The 18,148-nt window shown below is 72.0% G+C and carries 13 protein-coding genes; 2 read left to right on the top strand and 11 right to left on the bottom strand.

The annotated features are described in order from the left end of the window. Positions 1-135: 135 nt before the first annotated feature. The 5 genes from nadD to IQ251_RS08660 form a co-directional block, all read right to left on the bottom strand. A complete protein-coding gene (nadD, locus tag IQ251_RS08680; RefSeq protein ID WP_193927971.1) occupies positions 136-759 on the bottom strand; it encodes a nicotinate-nucleotide adenylyltransferase in 624 nt (207 codons plus the stop codon). 215 nt (positions 760-974) lie between these two features. Beyond that, entirely contained in the window at positions 975-1,196 is a 222-nt protein-coding gene (locus IQ251_RS08675) for a ferredoxin (protein WP_193927970.1), read from the bottom strand. Positions 1,197-1,225: 29 nt separating this feature from the next. Next, positions 1,226-2,419, bottom strand: a complete 1,194-nt coding sequence (locus IQ251_RS08670) for a cytochrome P450 (RefSeq protein ID WP_193927969.1) — start codon at positions 2,417-2,419, stop codon at positions 1,226-1,228. A gap of 79 nt (positions 2,420-2,498) precedes the next feature. After that, entirely contained in the window at positions 2,499-3,077 is a 579-nt protein-coding gene (locus tag IQ251_RS08665) for a TetR/AcrR family transcriptional regulator (protein WP_370591282.1), read from the bottom strand. 2 nt (positions 3,078-3,079) lie between these two features. After that, complete coding sequence (locus tag IQ251_RS08660) at positions 3,080-4,390, bottom strand: glutamate-5-semialdehyde dehydrogenase (RefSeq protein ID WP_370591281.1); 1,311 nt, start codon at positions 4,388-4,390, stop codon at positions 3,080-3,082. Positions 4,391-4,482: 92 nt separating this feature from the next. On the opposite strand from IQ251_RS08660, the gene IQ251_RS08655 reads away from it, so the two are divergent. Beyond that, on the top strand, positions 4,483-6,600 hold the full coding sequence (locus IQ251_RS08655; protein WP_193927968.1) for a RecQ family ATP-dependent DNA helicase: 2,118 nt from the start codon (positions 4,483-4,485) through the stop codon (positions 6,598-6,600). A gap of 10 nt (positions 6,601-6,610) precedes the next feature. Here the strand turns inward: IQ251_RS08655 and proB are convergent, their stop codons facing one another. The 4 genes from proB to rplU all read right to left on the bottom strand — a co-directional run bounded on the left by proB (position 6,611) and on the right by rplU (position 9,987). After that, positions 6,611-7,750, bottom strand: coding sequence for a glutamate 5-kinase (proB, locus tag IQ251_RS08650; RefSeq protein WP_193927967.1), 1,140 nt, complete (start codon positions 7,748-7,750; stop codon positions 6,611-6,613). Next, positions 7,747-9,243 (bottom strand): GTPase ObgE, encoded by a 1,497-nt coding sequence (obgE, locus tag IQ251_RS08645; protein WP_193928108.1) that lies wholly within the window; start codon positions 9,241-9,243, stop codon positions 7,747-7,749. Before obgE ends, proB begins: the two co-directional genes overlap by 4 nt. Before the next feature lie 163 nt (positions 9,244-9,406). After that, positions 9,407-9,664: a 50S ribosomal protein L27 gene (gene rpmA / locus IQ251_RS08640; RefSeq protein ID WP_193927966.1), complete on the bottom strand. Its 258-nt coding sequence runs from the start codon at positions 9,662-9,664 to the stop codon at positions 9,407-9,409. A 14-nt stretch (positions 9,665-9,678) separates the two neighbouring features. Beyond that, a complete protein-coding gene (rplU, locus tag IQ251_RS08635; RefSeq protein WP_193927965.1) occupies positions 9,679-9,987 on the bottom strand; it encodes a 50S ribosomal protein L21 in 309 nt (102 codons plus the stop codon). A gap of 417 nt (positions 9,988-10,404) precedes the next feature. On the opposite strand from rplU, the gene IQ251_RS08630 reads away from it, so the two are divergent. Then, positions 10,405-13,650 carry an arabinosyltransferase domain-containing protein gene (locus tag IQ251_RS08630; protein WP_370591280.1) on the top strand — a complete coding sequence of 1,082 codons (3,246 nt, stop codon included), beginning with the start codon at positions 10,405-10,407 and terminating at the stop codon, positions 13,648-13,650. A gap of 143 nt (positions 13,651-13,793) precedes the next feature. Here the strand turns inward: IQ251_RS08630 and IQ251_RS08625 are convergent, their stop codons facing one another. Then, positions 13,794-16,985 (bottom strand): translation initiation factor IF-2 N-terminal domain-containing protein, encoded by a 3,192-nt coding sequence (locus IQ251_RS08625; RefSeq protein WP_193927964.1) that lies wholly within the window; start codon positions 16,983-16,985, stop codon positions 13,794-13,796. A 170-nt stretch (positions 16,986-17,155) separates the two neighbouring features. Continuing rightward, on the bottom strand, positions 17,156-17,950 hold the full coding sequence (locus IQ251_RS08620) for a TIGR03936 family radical SAM-associated protein (protein WP_193927963.1): 795 nt from the start codon (positions 17,948-17,950) through the stop codon (positions 17,156-17,158). Positions 17,951-18,148: the final 198 nt, after the last annotated feature.

Here is an 18,148-nt window from a genome sequence, read left to right as displayed (position 1 = left end):
TTTCGGGCGAGGCGAGAGCCCGAAGAGGCCTTGCCGTGCAGCACGATGCACGTGGCGAGGCCTCTTTCGGCCTCAGCGCCCCTCGACCGGCAGGCTGCCGCGGCCACTACGGCCGGCCCGAGCGGCATCGGATGGTCACGGGCCCCACTCCGCCGTTGGTGCGGCGTCTTCGTCCCGGTACAGGCCGCGCTTGGTGATGTACTGGACGATGCCGTCCGGGACGAGGTACCAGACCGGCAGTCCCGCGCGGACCCGGTCGCGGCATCCGGTGGAGGAGATCGCCATCGCCGGGATCTCCACCACCGACACAGCCCCGTCCGGCAGGTGCGCGCTGTCCAGCGAGTAGCCGGGCCGGGTGACGCCGATGAAGTGCGCCATGCCGAAGAGCTCTTCGACGCGGTGCCAGGACAGGATCTGCTCCACCGCGTCGGCGCCGGTGATGAAGTACAGCTCGGCGTCGGGGAACTGCGCACCGAGATCGCCGAGCGTATCGATGGTGTAGGTCAGCCCGCTGCGGTCGATGTCGACGCGGCTGACCAGGAACCGCGGGTTCGATGCGGTGGCCACCACGGTCATCAGGTAGCGGTCTTCCGCCGGGCTGACCACTTCGTGGCTCTTCTGCCAGGGTTGCCCGGTCGGCACGAAAACCACTTGCTCCAGCCCGAATTGGGCCTGCACTTCGCTGGCTGCCACCAGGTGGCCGTGGTGAATGGGATCGAAGGTGCCACCCATGACACCGATCCGGCGTCGACCAGACATGGTGCAGAGCCTAACCAGCGGGGCGGCCTCCGCTCGCGCCGCGGGGCCCGGTGCGCGGAGCCGGCCGGCACTCCCCCTGGCGACCGGCCCCGCGACCGTGCACGACCGGTGGCGGCTGGGGGCCCGCCCACCGGTCGCTGTGCGGCCCCGCGGGCGCGCACACCGGTGGGACGGGCCGTCCGGACCCGCATGACGCGATTCGGGAGTGCTGTGCGTCACGCTTCCGGGGCGACGATCTCCCCGTTGTCGGCATCTTTGACCAGGATCGCCTCCACCGGGCAGGACTCGGCGGCGTCCACGACGACCTCCGACTGCTCGACTTCGGTGCGTTTGGCGTGCGAGACCCCGTCGACCAGCTCGAAGTCGTCCGGAGCCGTTCCGGCGCAGATGCCGGAGCCGATGCAGGTCTGCCCGTCCACCTCGATCAGCCAACTCATGCGGAAACCCCTTTCGGATATGAGCGAGATCACGCAGCCTGCCACGTGAGGGGCATCCGCCGCGGGCTTCGTACCGCTAGGCCGGACTTCCATTCGACAGGACCGCCCACCCGCATCCCGGGCAGCTGGTCCAGCAGGGTCGCCAACGCGACCTGCAGCTCCATCCGGGCCAGTTGCGCACCGAGGCAGTGGTGCGGGCCGTGCCCGAAGCCCAGGTGCGACGGCCCCTCGCGGTGCACGTCGAACCGCTCGGGCTCGGGGAACGCTTGCTCGTCCCGGTTGGCGGAACCGGTGCTGACCAGCACGGCTTCCCCGGCGCGGACGGTGACGCCACCCAGCTGCACGTCCTCCGCGGCGTAGCGGGCCTGACCGGCGCCCGCCCCCAGCGGCACGAACCGCATCAGCTCCTCGACGGCCGCCGGGATCAGCGCGGGGTCGGCGCGCAGCGCGGCGCACTGCTCCGGGTTGTCCAGCAAGACGTGCACGAAGTTCGGGATCTGCGAGGCGGTCGTCTCGTGCCCGGCGACGAGGATCCCGGAGGCCAGCACGACCATTTCCCGCTCGGTGAGCCGATCCTGCTGGTCGCGGGCTTCGACGAGACCGCTGATCAGGTCGTCGGCGGGTTCGGCGCGGCGCTGCTGGATCAGACCGGCGATGTAGTCGAACATCCGCTCCATGTGGTCCTCGACCTGCGCCGCGGTCAGCAGCGTGGTGGACACGAAGGCATCCGACCAGGTGCGGAAGTCGTCGCGATCGGCGAACGGCACCCCGAGCAGCTCGCAGATGACGGTGATGGGCAGCGGCAGCGCGAAGTCCTCCACCAGGTCGGCGGGCGGCCCCGCCGCGCGCATCCGGGACACCAGGCCGTCGGCGATCTCCTGGGTGCGCGGGCGCAGCCGCTCGACACGGCGGGCGGTGAACGCCTTGGCCACCAGCCGCCGCAACCGGGTGTGATCGGGCGGATCCATGGCGAGCAGACCGTCGTTGCGCTGCTTGGGCCGCGTGCGCGGCTCGTCGTGGTGCACGACCGCCGCCCGGCTGAACCGCGGATCGCCGAGCACGGTCCGGGCGTCCTCGTACCGCGTGGCCAGCCAGGCCGGCTCGCCGTGCGGCAGCTGCACCCGGGACAGCGGCTCCTCCGCGCGCAACTGCGCGTACAGCGGATCGAGGTCCAGCCCCTCGCCCGCGTTGAACGGATAGGTCCTCGCTCGCGTGGTGCTCATCCGAACTCCCGTACGTCTGTTGTAAGCGCTTGCTTACATACCCAGACTACGCAGCGGAGGACCGGAACGCGCCCGCCGATCAGGTTTCGTCGTCCGGCGGCTCAACCCGCTCCAGCAAGGCGGACACCGCGCGCAGCACGTGCCGTTCCAGCACCTCCGGATCCGCGCGCACCAGCGACTCCGCGCCCAGCACCGAGCGCAGCAGGCCGAGGCCGAGAAACCAGGCCAGCACCAGATCGGCGCGCAACCGCGCATCCGGTTCGGCGGACAGCTCCGCCAGCCGCGCGGTGTAGCGTTCCCCCACCTCGGTGCGCAACAACTGCGCCGCGTCCGCATCGCCGCAGGAGCGCAGCATCGCCAGCAGCCGGTGGTGTTCGGCGTCGGGCTCCTCGCCCACCAGCGCGTCCAGCACGCGCCGGGGCAGCTCGTCGACCGGTTCGCTGGCCGCCAGCTCGGCGTCCGAACCGAGCACCGCGGCGAACAGCTCCTGCTTGGACCCGAAGTAGCGGAACACCAACGCCTGGTTCACCCCGGCCCGGCCGGCCACGTCGCGGACGGTCGTCGCGGTGAACCCCTTCTCCGCGAACAGATCCGCGGCCGCGCGCAGCAGCGCCTGCCGGGTAGCCGCGGAGTCGTTCCTGCGGCGCGGCCCGGACACGATCAGCTCCCCGGGCGCACGTGCCCGTCGCCGAAGGTCAGCCACTTCGTCGAGGTCAGCTCGGGCAGTCCCATCGGCCCGCGGGCGTGCAGCTTCTGCGTGGAAATGCCGATCTCGGCGCCCATGCCGAACTCGGCGCCGTCGGTGAAGGCAGTCGAGGCGTTCACCGCGACCGCCGCCGCATCCACCTGCGCCGCGAACCGCCGCGACGACCGGACATCGGTGGTCACGATCGCCTCGGTGTGCCCGGAACCGTGCTCACGGATGTGCTCGATCGCAGCGGGCAGCGACTCCACCACCCGGGCGGCGATGTCCAGCGAGAGGTACTCGGCGTCCCAGTCCTCGTCCACCGCGGGTACCACGTTTGAGCCCCCGACGGCCTGCACCGACTCGTCGCCGTGCACGGTCACGCCCGCCGAGGCGAGTTCCGCGAGCGCGCGCGGCAGGAACTCGGCGGCGATGTCCCGGTGCACCAGCACCGTCTCCGCGGAGTTGCACACGCTCGGCCGGCGGGTCTTGGAGTTGAGCAGGATGCGCAGCGCGGTGTCCACGTCCGCGCTCGCGTCGACGTAGACGTGGCAGTTGCCGACTCCGGTCTCGATCGTCGGCACGGTCGCCTGCTCGACCACCGCGGAGATCAGCCCGGCACCACCGCGCGGAATCACGATGTCCACCAGCCCGCGCGCGGTGATCAGGTGCTGCACGGTGGCCCGGTCGTGGCAGGGCAGCAGCTGGATGGTGTCCGCGGCGAAACCGTGCGCGACCGCCACCTCGGACAGCACCGCCACCAGCGCGGTGTTCGAGCGCTCGGCCGAGGAGGAACCGCGCAGCAGCACCGCGTTGCCCGCTTTCACCGCCAGACCGGCCGCGTCCGCGGTCACGTTCGGGCGCCCCTCGTAGACGATGCCCACGACGCCCAGCGGCACCCGGACCTGCTGCAGCTGCAGCCCGTTGGCCAGCACGTCGCCCCGCACGACCTCGCCCACCGGATCCGGCAGCCCGGCCACCGTGCGCAGCCCGCCGGCCATCCCGGCGATCCGGTCGGCGTCCAACCGCAGCCGGTCGACGAGTGCTTCGGGCGTTCCGGCCTCACGCGCCGCGGCGACGTCGCGCTCGTTGGCCGCCAGGACCTCCGCGCTGCGGGACACGAGCTCGTCGGCCATGGCGTGCAGCAGCGCGTCCTTGTCCGCGCGCGTGGCCTGCGCCGGGCCCGCGGCAGCGCGGCGGGAGCGGCGGGCCGCGTCCCGGACCTGGTCGCGCAGGTCGTCGCCGGTCAGCCGGGCAGGATCGGTAGAAGCTGCGGTAGTGGTCACGTCCCCCAGAGTAGTCGCCACCGCGACACCCCGGCGGTCAGGTTCGGGTCCCGGTGACCGGCCCCGAGCGGTGGCCCGGTAGGAATCGGGGCGTGGACGAACAGGTCTTGCGGGAACTCGCCGACGAGCGGCTGCGCGCGCTGGCCGGGCCGGACGCCGAACTGCGCGAGGACCAGTGGCAGGCGATCCGGGCGCTGGTGCTCGACCGGCGCCGCGCCCTGGTCGTGCAGCGCACCGGCTGGGGCAAGTCCGCGGTGTACTTCGTGGCCACCGCGCTGTTGCGCGAGCTGGGCGAAGGGCCGACGGTGATCGTGTCCCCGCTGCTGGCGCTGATGCGCAACCAGGTCGAGGCCGCCGCGGCGGCCGGTGTGCACGCGGCGAGCATCAATTCGGCCAACCAGCAGGAGTGGGCCGACATCGAGGAGCAGGTGGCCAGCGGCGAGGTGGACGTGCTGCTGGTCAGCCCGGAACGGCTGAACAACCCGGACTTCCGGGACACCGTGCTGCCGCAGCTCACCGCCGAGACCGGCCTGCTGGTGGTCGACGAGGCGCACTGCATCTCCGACTGGGGCCACGACTTCCGGCCCGACTACCGCAGGCTGCGCACGCTGCTGGCCGAACTCCCGGACGGGGTTCCGGTTCTGGCCACCACCGCCACCGCCAACGACCGCGTGGTGCAGGACGTCTCCGAGCAGCTCGGCGTCGGCGGGGAGGCCGCGCCGGAGGAGACCCTGGTGCTGCGCGGCAGCCTGGATCGGGAGAGCCTGCGCCTCGGGGTGCTGCAGCTGCCCACGGCCCAGGCCCGGTTGGCCTGGCTGGCCGAGCACCTCGACGAGCTGCCCGGATCCGGGATCGTCTACGCGCTGACCGTCGCCGCGGCCGAGGAGGTCACCGCGTTCCTGCGCGACCGCGGGTTCCAGGTCGCCGCCTACACCGGGCGCACCGAGGCCGAGGAGCGCAGGCAGGCCGAAGCGGACCTGCTCGGCAACCGCGTCAAGGCGCTGGTGGCGACATCCGCGCTAGGGATGGGCTTCGACAAGCCCGACCTCGGGTTCGTGGTGCACCTGGGCGCACCGTCCTCCCCGATCTCGTACTACCAGCAGATCGGGCGTGCCGGGCGCGGTGTGCGGCGGGCCGAGGTGCTGCTGCTGCCCGGACCGGAGGACCGGGACATCTGGAGCTACTTCGCATCGCTGGCATTCCCGCCGGAGCGGACCGTGCGCGCGGTGCTCGCGGCGCTGGAGAGCCGGGGGACGCTGTCCACCGCGGCGCTGGAGCCGCACGTCGAGCTCGGCCGCAACCGGCTGGAGATGGTGCTCAAGGTGCTCGACGTGGACGGTGCGGTGCGCCGGGTCAAGGGCGGCTGGGAGGCCACCGGCGAGCCGTGGCACTACGACGGGCAGCGCTACGAGCGCATCGCCGCCGAACGCGAAGCCGAGCAAGCCGCGATGCTGCAGTACCAGGACACCGACGACTGCCGGCTGGAGTTCCTGCGCAAGCGGCTGGACGACCCCGAGGCCGCGCCGTGCGGGCGGTGCGACAACTGCACCGGGTCCGGGTACTCGGCGCAGGTCGACGAACAGGCGGTGCAGCAGGCGCGGGACCGGCTGGACCGGCCCGGGGTGGAACTGGCGCCGCGGAAGATGTGGCCGTCCGGGATGTCCGAGCTCGGCGTCGAGGTGTCCGGCAGGCTCTCCGCCGACGAGCTCACCGAACCGGGGCGCGCGGTCGGGCGGCTCACCGACATCGGCCGCGGGAACCGGTTGCGCGACCTGCTCGGCCCGGCGGCCGCCGACCAGCCGCTGCCCGAGGACCTGTTCCAGGCCTGCGTGCAGGTGCTGGCGGCGTGGGACTGGTCGCAGCGCCCGGTCGGCGTCGTGGCGATCGGTTCGCGCACCCGCCCGGTCCTGGTACGCAGCATCGCGGAACGCATCGCCGCGGTGGGCAGGCTGCCGCTGCTCGGCGAGGTCGTCCCGGACCCGCACGCGGCCCCGCCGCGGCCGAGCAACAGCGCTCAGCGGGTAGCCGCGCTGTGGAACCGGCTCCGGGTCCCGGAGGAGCTGTCCGCACGGCTGCCCGAGGTGGGCGGACCGGTCCTGCTGGTGGACGACCTCAGCGACACCGGATGGACCTCGGCGGTGGTGGGCCGCTCCCTGCGCCGAGCCGGAGCACCGGCGGTGTTGCCGTTCGCGCTGGCCACGACCGGGTGATCCCGGCCGATCAGGCGGTACGGACGGGCCTGCGCATCGCCACCAGGTCGTCGGCGTGCACCACCTCGCGCCGCTGCTCGGGCGGCAGGTCGTGCGTGGACCGGCCGACCAGGTCGGGCAGCTCGGCGGCGTCGTAGGCGACCACGCCACGCGCCACCAGCACACCGGCCGGGTCGACGAGTTCCACGACGTCGCCGCCGTCGAACGAGCCCTCCACCGCGGTCACTCCCGCGGGCAGCAGCGAACGCCGGCCGTCCACCACCGCGGCCACGGCCCCGTCGTCCAGCCACAGCCGGCCGGTCGCGCCCGCGGCGTGCGCCAACCAGAAGCGGCGTGCCGACATCCGCGATCCGGTGGCGGCGAACGCCGTGCCGACATCCGCGGCACCCAGCGCCGAGTCGGCCAACCGGGAGGAGGTCAGCAGCACCGGGATCCCGGACGAACAGGCGAGCCGCGCGGCCCCGACCTTGGACGCCATCCCGCCGGTGCCGACCCCGGACGAGCCGGTGCTCCCGGCGTCCACCCCGGCCATATCGGCGGGGCCGTTCACCTCGGTGATCGCGGAAGCACCGCCACCGCGCGGATCCCCGTCGTACAGCGCGTCCACATCGGACAGCAGAACCAGGGCGTCCGCACCCACGAGATGCGCGACCAGCGCCGCGAGGCGGTCGTTGTCCCCGAACCGGATCTCGGTGGTGGCCACCGTGTCGTTCTCGTTGACCACCGGGACCGCGCCCAGCCCGAGCAGCCGGTTCAACGTGCGCTGCGCGTTGCGGTAGTGCACCCGCCGCACCACGTCATCCGCGGTCAGCAGCACTTGGGCGGCCACCAGCCCGTACCGGGTGAAGGACTCCGCGTAAGCGCGGGCCAGCGCCTCTTGCCCGACACTGGCCGCCGCCTGCTTGGTGGCCAGGTCCTTGGGCTTGCGCCGCAGCCCGAGCGGGGCGAGTCCCGCAGCGATGGCACCGGAGGAGACCAGCACGACCTGGCCGCCCGCGGCGACCCGCCCGGCCACCGCGTCCACCAGCGCGGACAACCGCTCGGTATCCAAACCGTCGTGCGCCGTGGTCAACGAGGAGGAACCGACCTTGACCACGATCCGCTGCGCCGCCGCCACCGCCTGCCGGGCGGGCGAGAGCTCGGCGGTCACCGGTCCTCCTCATCGGGCTCGTCGTCCCCGCCCACGTACTCGCCGTGCTCGTTCAGCGAGGTCCGGCGGGCCTTCTTGGCCGCCTTGCGCTCATCAGCGCGGACCCGGTCGTTGCGGTCCATGCGCTCATCCGTGCCGCGGTTGCCGTGCATGGCGGCGATCCCGGCGGGGGTGGACGGCTCCCAGTCGAAGGTCACGCCGCCGATGGTGACCTGGCTGCCCGGCTCGGCGCCGCGCGCGGCCAACTCCTCCTCCACCCCGATCTTGGCCAGCCGGTCGGCCAGGAAGCCGATGGCCTCGTCGTTGTCGAAGTCGGTCTGCCGCACCCAGCGCTCCGGCTTGCGCCCGCGCACCACGAACGCCTCCGGGTCCTCCGCATCGGTCTCCACGGTGAAGTCGGCCCGGTCGTCGACGGCGGTCGGTCGCACCACCACGCGCGCCGGCTGCGACGGCGGCAGCTGCTCCCGGTAGCGCTCCACCTCGGCGGCCATCGCGAAACCGAGTTCGGCCAGCCCGTCCCGCGAGGCGGTGGAGATCTCGAACACCGGCCAGCCCCGCTCGGCGAAGTCCGGCCGGACCAGGTCGGCCAGCTCGCGGGCCTCGGGCACGTCCACCTTGTTGAGCACGACGATGCGCGGGCGGGAGGCCAGGTCCGCACCGTCCTCGGCCTGCAGGGCGGGCGCGTACTCGGCCAGCTCGGCCTCCAGCGCGTCGACATCGGACATCGGGTCCCGGCCCGGTTCCAGCGTGGCGCAGTCGACGACGTGCACCAGCACCGCACAGCGCTCGACGTGCCGCAAGAACTCCAGCCCGAGACCGCGGCCCTGGCTGGCGCCCGGGATCAGCCCCGGCACGTCGGCGACCGTGAACACGGTCTCGCCCGCGGTGACCACGCCCAGGTTCGGCACCAGCGTGGTGAACGGGTAGTCGGCGATCTTCGGGCGGGCCGCGGACAGCACCGAGATCAGCGACGACTTGCCCGCAGAGGGAAAGCCCACCAGGCCCACGTCGGCGACCGACTTGAGCTCCAGCACCAGTTCGAGCTCGTCGCCGGGCTCGCCGAACAGCGCGAAACCGGGCGCCTTGCGCGCGCGGGAGGCCAGCGCCGCGTTGCCGAGACCACCGCGACCGCCCTCCGCGGCCACGAACGTCGTGCCGGTACCCACCAGATCGGCCACCACCTCGCCGTCCCGGTCGAGCACCACCGTCCCGTCCGGCACGGGCAGCACGAGGTCGTCGCCGACCGCGCCGTTGCGCATGCTGCCCCGCCCGAACTTGCCGTTCTGGGCGCGCAGGTTCGGCCGGTAGTGGAAGTCCAGCAGGGTGTGCACCCCGGGATCGACGACCAGGCGGACGTCCCCGCCCCGGCCGCCGTTGCCGCCGTCCGGCCCGCCGAGCGGCTTGAACTTCTCCCGATGCACCGACGCGCAGCCGTTGCCGCCGGAACCCGCCGCGACGTTGATCGTCACGCGGTCAACGAACCGGGACACGATGCCTCCAGGATGATCGGACTGCTCTTGCACGGGGCCGCGGTCGGACGTGGGTCGCGGTTCGGCGAACCGCGGCGCACCGGATGCGCGACGAAAAAACGACGAGGGGCGGGCCGGACGAACCGGACCCGCCCCTCGTCGGGAGGTACTCGTTGCCGAGAGCGGGTCAGCTCTCGGCCGGCTCCACGCTGATCGCCTTGCGGCCGCGGTAGCGACCGAACAGGACCGTGCCCGTGGACAGCGCGAACAACGTGTCGTCCTTGCCGCGGCCGACGTTCGCCCCGGGGTGGAACTTGGTGCCACGCTGGCGGATCAGGATCTCACCGGCGTTGACGACCTCGCCACCGAAGCGCTTCACCCCGAGGTACTTCGGGTTCGAATCGCGGCCGTTGCGGGAGTTCGATGCGCCCTTCTTGGTTGACATGGCTGCTCAAGTCCTCACTTGTTGATGCCGGTGACCTCGACCCGGGTCAGCTTCTGCCGGTGTCCCTGCCGCTTGTGGTAGCCGGTCTTGTTCTTGAACTTGTGGATGCGGATCTTGGGGCCCTTGGTCTGCTCGACCAGCTTGCCGGTCACCGCCACCTTGGAGAGCGCGTCGGCGTCGGCGGTGACATCGGAGCCGTCGACGACCAGAAGCGCCGGAAAAGTGACCTCGGAGCCCAGCTCGCCATCGAGCTTCTCGACCTCGACGACGTCCCCGACAGCCACCTTGTACTGCTTGCCGCCGGTCTTGACGATCGCGTACATGAGTCGGAAGTCTCCTGCTGCTCGGTTTCGCTACTTCACCAGGTTTGCGGCGGACGTCCACCCCGACCTCGGCCGGGGATTCCTACCACGCCGCTGGTGCAGCGTCTCGGTGGATTCCTGTCTCGACAGCCGATCAGCGCAGGCCATCGGGGCCTCAACAGGCGTTTAGCCTCTCCGCACGTCCGGCGGCGAGAAGTTCTCAACCATCATACAGACCGCCCCCGCGACTTCGACCGGGCGGGGTTCGCGGATGCCCGCCGAGCACGGGCGACCGACTCTCCCAGCCTACGCCCTCCGCCGGATCGGGTGCGGGCAGCGCAGGGCGGACAAGACCCGCGGCACGGCCGAACCCGCGTTCGAGAACGCACGCAGGGGTGCGCCCGGGCAGGACGATCAACGCCCGTATGGTTTCCACCCGTGCACACTCAGTCGGCCAAGAAACTTCGGCTGCTCGCCACGATATTCGGACTCGTCGGCGCCGTGCTGGCGCTGCTCGTCCCCTTCCTCCCGGTCAACCACGACGTGGGCACGCTGAAGTGGCCGACGGAGCAGGGCACCCGATCCGTCTCGGCCCCCCTGGTCTCGTACTCGCCGCTGTGGCTGGAGTCCGAGACGCCGTGCTCGGCGGCGCGCAGCCTGGACGCGCGCACCGACGGGCCGGCGACGCTGCTGAGCACCAATCCCCCGTCCTCGGACTACGGCAGCCTGACCGGGCTGGGCCTGCAGGTCGACGGCGGGCAGGCGGTGCTGCTGTCCCAGGGCCAGCAGGTGGCCACCGAGGCGCTACCGCCCGGTGACTGCTCGATCGCGCTGCGCGCGGACGCCGAGGGCACCACCGCCACCATCGACGGCACCGAGTGGGTCGAGATGCGCGGCGACCAGCGCCCGCAGCTGACCGGCATCTTCTCCGAACTGGACGCCGCCGCCGATGACATCAGCGGCGTCTCGTTCGAAGCCCGCGTGGACAACCGGTTCGCCAGCTACGCCACACCGCTGAAGATCGCGGTGATGCTCGGCGCGGTGGCGGCCTTCGCCGGATCGATCGTCTGCCTGCGGCGGCTGGACGTGCTGGCCCGGCGCCAGTCGGTGCGGTTGGTCCCGCGCAAGTGGTGGAAGCCGACGCTGCGCGACGGCGCGGTCTACGCCACGCTCGGCGCCTGGTGGCTCATCGGCGCCATGACCTCGGACGACGGATACGTGCTGAACATGATCCGGTCGCGGGAGAGCGCCGGGTACGTCAGCAACTACTACCGGTGGTTCGCCAATCCGGAATCGCCGTTCGGCTGGTTCTACGAGCTCTACGCGCTGTGGGTGCAGATATCCACCGCAACTCCTTGGGTCCGGCTGCCCGCCCTGCTCATGGGCATCGTGAGCTGGCTGCTGATCAGCCGCGAGGTCATGCCGCGACTCGGCCAGCGGGTCCGGCGCAGCAACGCGGCCGGCTGGGCCGCGGCCGGGGTGTTCCTGGCGTTCTGGCTGCCGTACAACAACGGGCTGCGCGCCGAACCGGTCGTGGTGCTGTGCTCGCTGCTGGCGCTGTGCGCCGTGGAGCGCGCGGTGGCGACCAGCAGGCTGATGCCCGCCGCGCTGGGCCTGGTCGCCGCGGCGTTCTCGGTCGGGGTGAACCCGCACGGGCTTGTGGCGGTCGCACCGTTCATCGCCGCGATCAAGCCGCTCTACCGGCTGGTGCGCAAGCGCGCCCGGGAGTTCGGCTGGCTGCCGGTGCTCGCGCCGCTGGCCGCGTCCGGCTTCGTGATCCTCGTCGTGGTGTTCGCCGACCAGACCTGGCAGTCGGTGATGGACTCCATGGACCTCAAGACCGAGTTCGGCCCGCACGGGCGCTGGTACGAGGAACTGAGCCGCTACGACCTGCTGTTCAGCCCCACCCCCGACGGTTCGCTGACCCGCCGCTTCCCGGTGCTGCTGGTCATGCTGTGCCTGGTGACCTGCGCGGTGGTTCTGCTGCGCCGCAGCCGCATCCGCGGGGCGGCGCTGGGTCCCAGCCGCAGGCTGTTGGCGATCACGGCGATGGGCTTCGCGGTGCTCGCGGTCACGCCCACCAAGCACACGCACCACTTCGGCATCTTCGCCGCCTTCGGCGGAGCGCTCGCGGCGCTGACCGCGCTGGCCACCACGACGACCGTGCTGCGCTCGCGGCGCAACCGGGCGGCGTTCGTGGCCGGGTTGATGGTGATCCTCGCTTTCGCCGCCACCGGCCCGAACGCCTGGTGGTACGTGTCCGGCTGGGGCGTGCCGTGGTTCGACAAACCGCCGTCGTTCCAGGGATACAACTTCAGCACGCTGTTCCTGCTGGTGGCCGCGGTCGCCGGGATCGTCGCGCTGGTCGAGCACCTGCGCATCGACGAGAACAACCCGAAGGTCGTCGACGAGAGCTGGAGCGGGCGGGAACGGCAGAGCCGGGCGCTGCGCCTGGGCACCGCCCCGCTGTCCGTGCTGTGCGCGCTGATGGTGCTCGGCGAGCTGGCCGCGTTCGGCAAGGTGATCCAGGAGCGCCCGGACACGTACTCGCTGGGCACGGACAACATCAAGCAGCTGACCGGATCCAGCTGTGGGCTGTCCGACTACATCTCGGTGGAGACCGATCCCAAGGCCGGGATCCTGCGGCCCGCCGCGCAGCAACCCGGTACCGCCGCGCCGACCGCGGATCCCGCGCTGAAGGTGCCGCCGGAACGGCTCGCCGACTCCGAGACCGCCGACGAGTACCTGCGCGAGAAGCAGGACGGCTTCCGCGAACCCGGTGTGCCGCAGGAGAACCCGGCCGATCCGGAGGAACCGGACTGGCAGCCGCCGCACCGGTTCGGCGGCCCGGAAGCACCGGTCTGGGGCTCCTACGACGATTCCGGTTCGGGCACCGGCGAGCTCCGCACGCCGTGGTACGAGCTGCCGCAGCAGGCGGTGGACGGCGAGCTTCCCGTGGTGCTCAGCATCGCGGGAGTGGAGTCCGGAGCGAACTCGGTGACCTACGAATTCGGCCGGGAGACCGAGAACGGCTTCGAGGTGACCGGGCGCAGCGGGATCGTCCAGCCCGGCGCACCGCGCTGGCGGGATCACCGGGAGATGCTGGGCGAACAGGCCGAGGGCGCCACCATGATGCGCGTGGTCGCCGTCGACCACGCGGTGAGCACCGGCGGCTGGTTGGCGGTCAGCGCCCCGCGCGTGCCGCAGCTGGAGCAGATGACCGCGGTCGTGGGCGACGATCCGACGTTCGTCGAGTGGCCAGCGGCCCTGGTGCACCCGTGCCTGCGGATCTCCGGGCTGTACGACGGGATCGCCGAGATGCCGAAGTTCCGCGTGGCGGCGGGCGCCGAGGTCCGGGACATCGGGATGGGCTGGTCGTCCCCGGACGCCGGCGGTCCGTTCGGCTGGATGACCGTGGCCGCCAGCGTGCAGGAACTGCCGACGTACCTGCGCGGGGACACCGAGACCGACTGGGGCTCGCTGTACCGGGTCGACCCGTACGAGCCGGATGCGTTGCCCGCGGAGGCCGCGCTGGAGCTGCGCACCGAGACGCACTGGGGCACGTGGAGTCCCGGTGCGCTGGCCAAGTCGCTGCAGCTGCCGGGAGACGTGCCCACGTCCGACGACCGCACGGACATCCCGGGCTTCCAGGACCAGGCCACCGCGGACGACGGCGGGAACTGAGCCGCGGGTGGTCCGCGCCGGCACCGGTGCGGACCACCCGGTCACCGGTACCGCCTCGATCCGAACGACGACGCACAACGCAGCGGCCGCCCCGCGGGAACGGGGCGGCCGCTGTCGTTTCGGTTCGGTGGCGGGTCGCCGCCTCAGTCCGCGGAGCTCTCCCCCGCGGCGTTCTCCGGCGGCGCACCTGCCGGGCGGGACGCCGCGCGCCGGGAACGCCGCACCGCGGTCACCGCGGGCGCCGGAGCCGCGGGTTCGGTGCTCTCCCGGGCCTTCTCGTCGGTCGCCTTGTCCTGGGCGGTCCGGTCCTCATCGGACTTGGCGACCACCATCGGCTTCACCGTCGACCCGGCGCTACCTGCGGGCCTGCTGACCTTGCGCCGACCGCGGGCAGCGCTGCCACCGTCGTCAGCGCTGTCCGCACCATCGCGCGGCGCCTCGGCCCGGGACGACGCCCCGGTCTCCGCGGCCGGAGCTCCGGTGGAGACAGCTCCCGCGGCCGGGGACTCCGCGGCGGGCGCAACCGGGGCGGACGCGGGTGCCGGCTCGGTCCGCTCGGCGGGAGCCTCGGCGTCCGGCTTGGACCCGCTCTTGGGTTCGGCATGCTTGCCGCCCTTGCGCTTGTCGCCCTTGCCCTTGCCGCCGGACTCCTTGGCCTCCTGCTTGCCGGAATCCTTGCCCGAGTCCTGCGACTTGCCCGACTCCTGGCCCTTGCCCGAGTCCTGGGGCTTGCCCGAGTCCTGGGGCTTGCCCGAGTCCTGGGGCTTGCCCGAGTCCTGGGGCTTGCCCGAGTCGGCCTTGGCCTGCTCGCCGGAGTCCTGCTTGCGCTCCTGCTTGTCGCCCTTGCCCGGCTTGCCGTCACCCTTGCCGGAGTCGCCCTTGCCGGAATCCTGCTGCTTGTCGGCGCGCTGCTCGGTGTCCCCGGAGTCCTGCTGCTTGCCGCGGCGGTTGCGCCGGGACCCGCCGTTGCCGCCACCGTTGCCACCGCCGTGGTTGTGCCCGTGCACCACCGGGTCGGTGGACACCAGCAGACCGCGTCCGCGGCAGTGTTCGCAGGTGCTGCTGTAGGCCTCCAGCAGTCCGGTGCCGACCCGCTTGCGGGTCATCTGCACCAGGCCGAGCGAGGTCACCTCGGCGACCTGGTGCCGGGTGCGGTCCCGGCCCAGGCACTCGGTGAGCCGGCGCAGCACCAGGTCCCGGTTCGACTCCAGGACCATGTCGATGAAGTCGATGACGATGATGCCGCCGACGTCGCGCAGCCTGAGCTGGCGCACGATCTCCTCCGCGGCCTCCAGGTTGTTCCGGGTGACGGTCTCCTCCAGGTTCCCGCCGGACCCGGTGAACTTCCCGGTGTTCACGTCGATCACGGTCATCGCCTCGGTGCGGTCGATGACCAGGTAACCGCCGGACGGGAGCCAGACCTTGCGGTCCAGGGCCTTGGAGATCTGCTCGTTGATCCGCTGCTCGGTGAACACGTCGTTCTTGCCCGAGTGCTTGTGCAGCCGCTCCATGAGATCCGGAGCCACGTGCTGCACGTACGCCTCGATCGTCTCCCAGGCCTGCTCGCCCTGCACCGTCATCGCGGAGAAGTCCTCGGTGAACAGGTCGCGGACGACCTTGATCAGCAGGTCCGGCTCTTCGTACAGCAGCTGCGGAGCCTGCTTCTTCGACGTCTCGGACTTCTCCTTGATGACCTCCCACTGGGCCTGCAGCCGCTGGACATCGCGGTCCAGCGCCTCCTCGCTGGTGCCCTCGGAAGCCGTGCGGATGATCACGCCGGAGTTGTCCGGCACGATGCGCTTGAGGATGTCCTTGAGCCGCTTGCGCTCGTTGTCCGGCAGTTTGCGGCTGATCCCGGTGGCGCTGCCGCCGGGCACGTACACCAGGAAACGGCCGGGCAGGCTGATCTGCGTGGTCAGCCGGGCACCCTTGTGCCCCACCGGGTCCTTGGTGACCTGCACCAGCACGCTGTCCCCGGTCTGCAGGGCCTGCTCGATCCGGCGGGACTTGCCCGCCAGACCGGCTGCGCTCCAGTCGACCTCCCCGGCGTAGAGCACCGCGTTGCGCCCGCGGCCGATGTCGACGAAGGCCGCCTCCATGCTGGGCAGCACGTTCTGCACCCGGCCCAGGTAGACGTTGCCGACCAGCGAGCCGCTCCCGGACGAGGTCACGAAGTTCTCGACGAGGACGTTGTCCTCCAGCACGGCGATCTGCGTCTGCTCGCCGCTCTGCCGCACGACCATGCGGCGGTCCACCGACTCCCGGCGGGCCAGGAACTCCGACTCGGACAGCACGGGCGTCCGCCGCCGTCCGGCTTCGCGGCCGTCCCTGCGCCGCTGGCGCTTGGCCTCCAGCCGGGTCGAACCCTTGACCGAGCGCACCTCGTCGTCGCTGCTGCTGTCCTGGCGGCCCTCGGGGGCCGACTCGCGGACGTGCACCACAGTGTTCGGCGGGTCGTCCTCGCGGCCGGAGGACGGCGCGGAGTCGTCGTCCCCACCGCCCTTGCGGCGGCGACGGCGGCGACGGCGGCGGCTGGGCTCGGCACCGGAGTCGGTTTCCTCGCCCGCGGGCTGCTCACCCGAGCTCTCCTGCTGCGCCTCCTCGGTCGCAGCGGTCTCGGCACCGCCCTCGGCCTGGTCGGCCTCGTCGTTCTCGCCCGGCTCGCCGTCCGCACCCCGGCCGCGGCCCCGGCCCCGGCGGCCGCGGCGACGCCGGCGACGACCGCCCTGGTCGGACTCGTCGTCCCCGGTTTCCTCGCCGGTCTCCTCGTCCTCAGCGACGCTGTCCTGCTCGGACTGCGTCCCGGTGTCCGCACCGGCGTCGCGCTCGGCGGGCTGCGACTCCGGCTCGGCCTGCTCGGTCACGGTGGATTCGGCCTCAGCCGGCCGTCCCTGCGACCGGACCGGTTCCGGAGCGAGGAACATCGCCTCCGGCGCGGTGAAGGCCGGCGCCTGCACCTCGGAATGCTGGTCGGCGGCCGCGGACGGCTCGTCCGGTGGCTGTTCGGTCTCGGCCGGGGCGGTCTGCCCGCTCGACCGGTCGTCGGCGCTCGCACCCTGCCCGCTCGCGTCGTCCTCGCCGTCGTCCGCGAGCAGCTCCGGATGCATCTCCTGCACCACGCGCACCGCGACATCGCGGGTTATGTTCGACTGCGCGCTGCGCACGGCTTCACCGAGCGCGTCCAGGGCCTTGATGACCTCTCGGCTGCTGGAGCCGAGCATTTTGGCCAACGCGTGCACCCGCAGCTTGGCGGGCAGTTCGATCGTGTCCCGCCCCTGGTCAGATGTGGCTGATTGCCCGCTGGCGTTCCCAGCGGGTGTGTCCATGTTCAACATCCAGCTCCTCCGCCCCCGGGCGCGTCCCACCGGACGCGGCCGCACAGAGGCATGTGCGTTCCTTTTCACCTCCGCCGTCCGCGGACGGCGGCAATTCTTGTGGTCCCCCCCACCCCGAGCTCTCCAGCCGGGAACGCACGCGGCGAGGTCGACGACGCCTGCGCCGCCTGTCACCGTGCCGCGGGCTCTCCCGCCGGAGACCGGTCAGCGCATGAGTCCTGGGCCAACGGGTCGGCTATGCCTCCCCCGTCGCCAAGCGGGCCCTGCTCCAGCCGGGTCGCGCTCGCGGCGGCCGTCGGTGCCAGACCGGCGACGGCGCGCAGGGCGCTCAGTACGTCGTCGGGCCGCACGACGGGTGTTGTCTGCCGTACGACCGTTACAAGTATCCCATACGGTCCGCGCGCCGTCGGCCAATCGTCCACTCGGGCGGTCGGCGAGACGTTCCGGTCACTGTCCGCAACCGGATGGTCGCTCTCGAACACCTCGGCACTGACGAGTGCCGCCCGGGCGTCGATGGCCCGTCTGCCGTCCTTGGTCGTGCGCTCCACCAGGACCGATTCCTCGGCCATCAGCCGGTCGACGGCGGCGCGCAGCTCGGCCGCACCGACCCCGGGCAGGTCGGTGCGCCAACGGCTCGCCTGCAGGCGGTCGGCCAACGCCCCCGGTCCGGCCACAACCGCATCGCGTATCTCCATCCCCGCGGGCAGCACCGCGTTGATCTCGGACGTGAGCAGCTCCGCGGAGACCTCCTCGGTGAGCTGCACCTCGACGTACTCGGACTCGCTGGCCACGCCCGTGGGTACCGCTCCCGCCCAGGAAACCTTGGGATGTGGGCTGAACCCCTGGGAATGCGCCATGGGTACCCCGGCCCGCCGCAGCGCCCGCTCGAACGCGCGGGCGACGTCGCGATGCGAGGTGAACCGCAGCTTGCCGTGCTTGGCGTAGCGCAGCCGCACCTTCTGCACCGGCGGTGCCGAGGGGTTCGGTTGATCGTGCCGACTCAGGATGCCCTCCCGACAATGATCGCCATCCGGACCGCCTGCCGGTCCCCCCTGACGATGCTTGCTTGCACAACGGCGATGTGGCAACACTCTCGTGTCGCCGATTCGGACGGTACCGCGCCGGTCGAGACCACACCGCCGTTCCGTCCCTCTGCGGCGTGG

This window comes from Saccharopolyspora montiporae (assembly GCF_015209505.1).
Taxonomy (GTDB): domain Bacteria; phylum Actinomycetota; class Actinomycetes; order Mycobacteriales; family Pseudonocardiaceae; genus Saccharopolyspora; species Saccharopolyspora montiporae.
The sequence above is the reverse complement of the archived record's forward strand: the minus strand, read 5'-3'. Positions and strand labels throughout refer to the sequence as shown.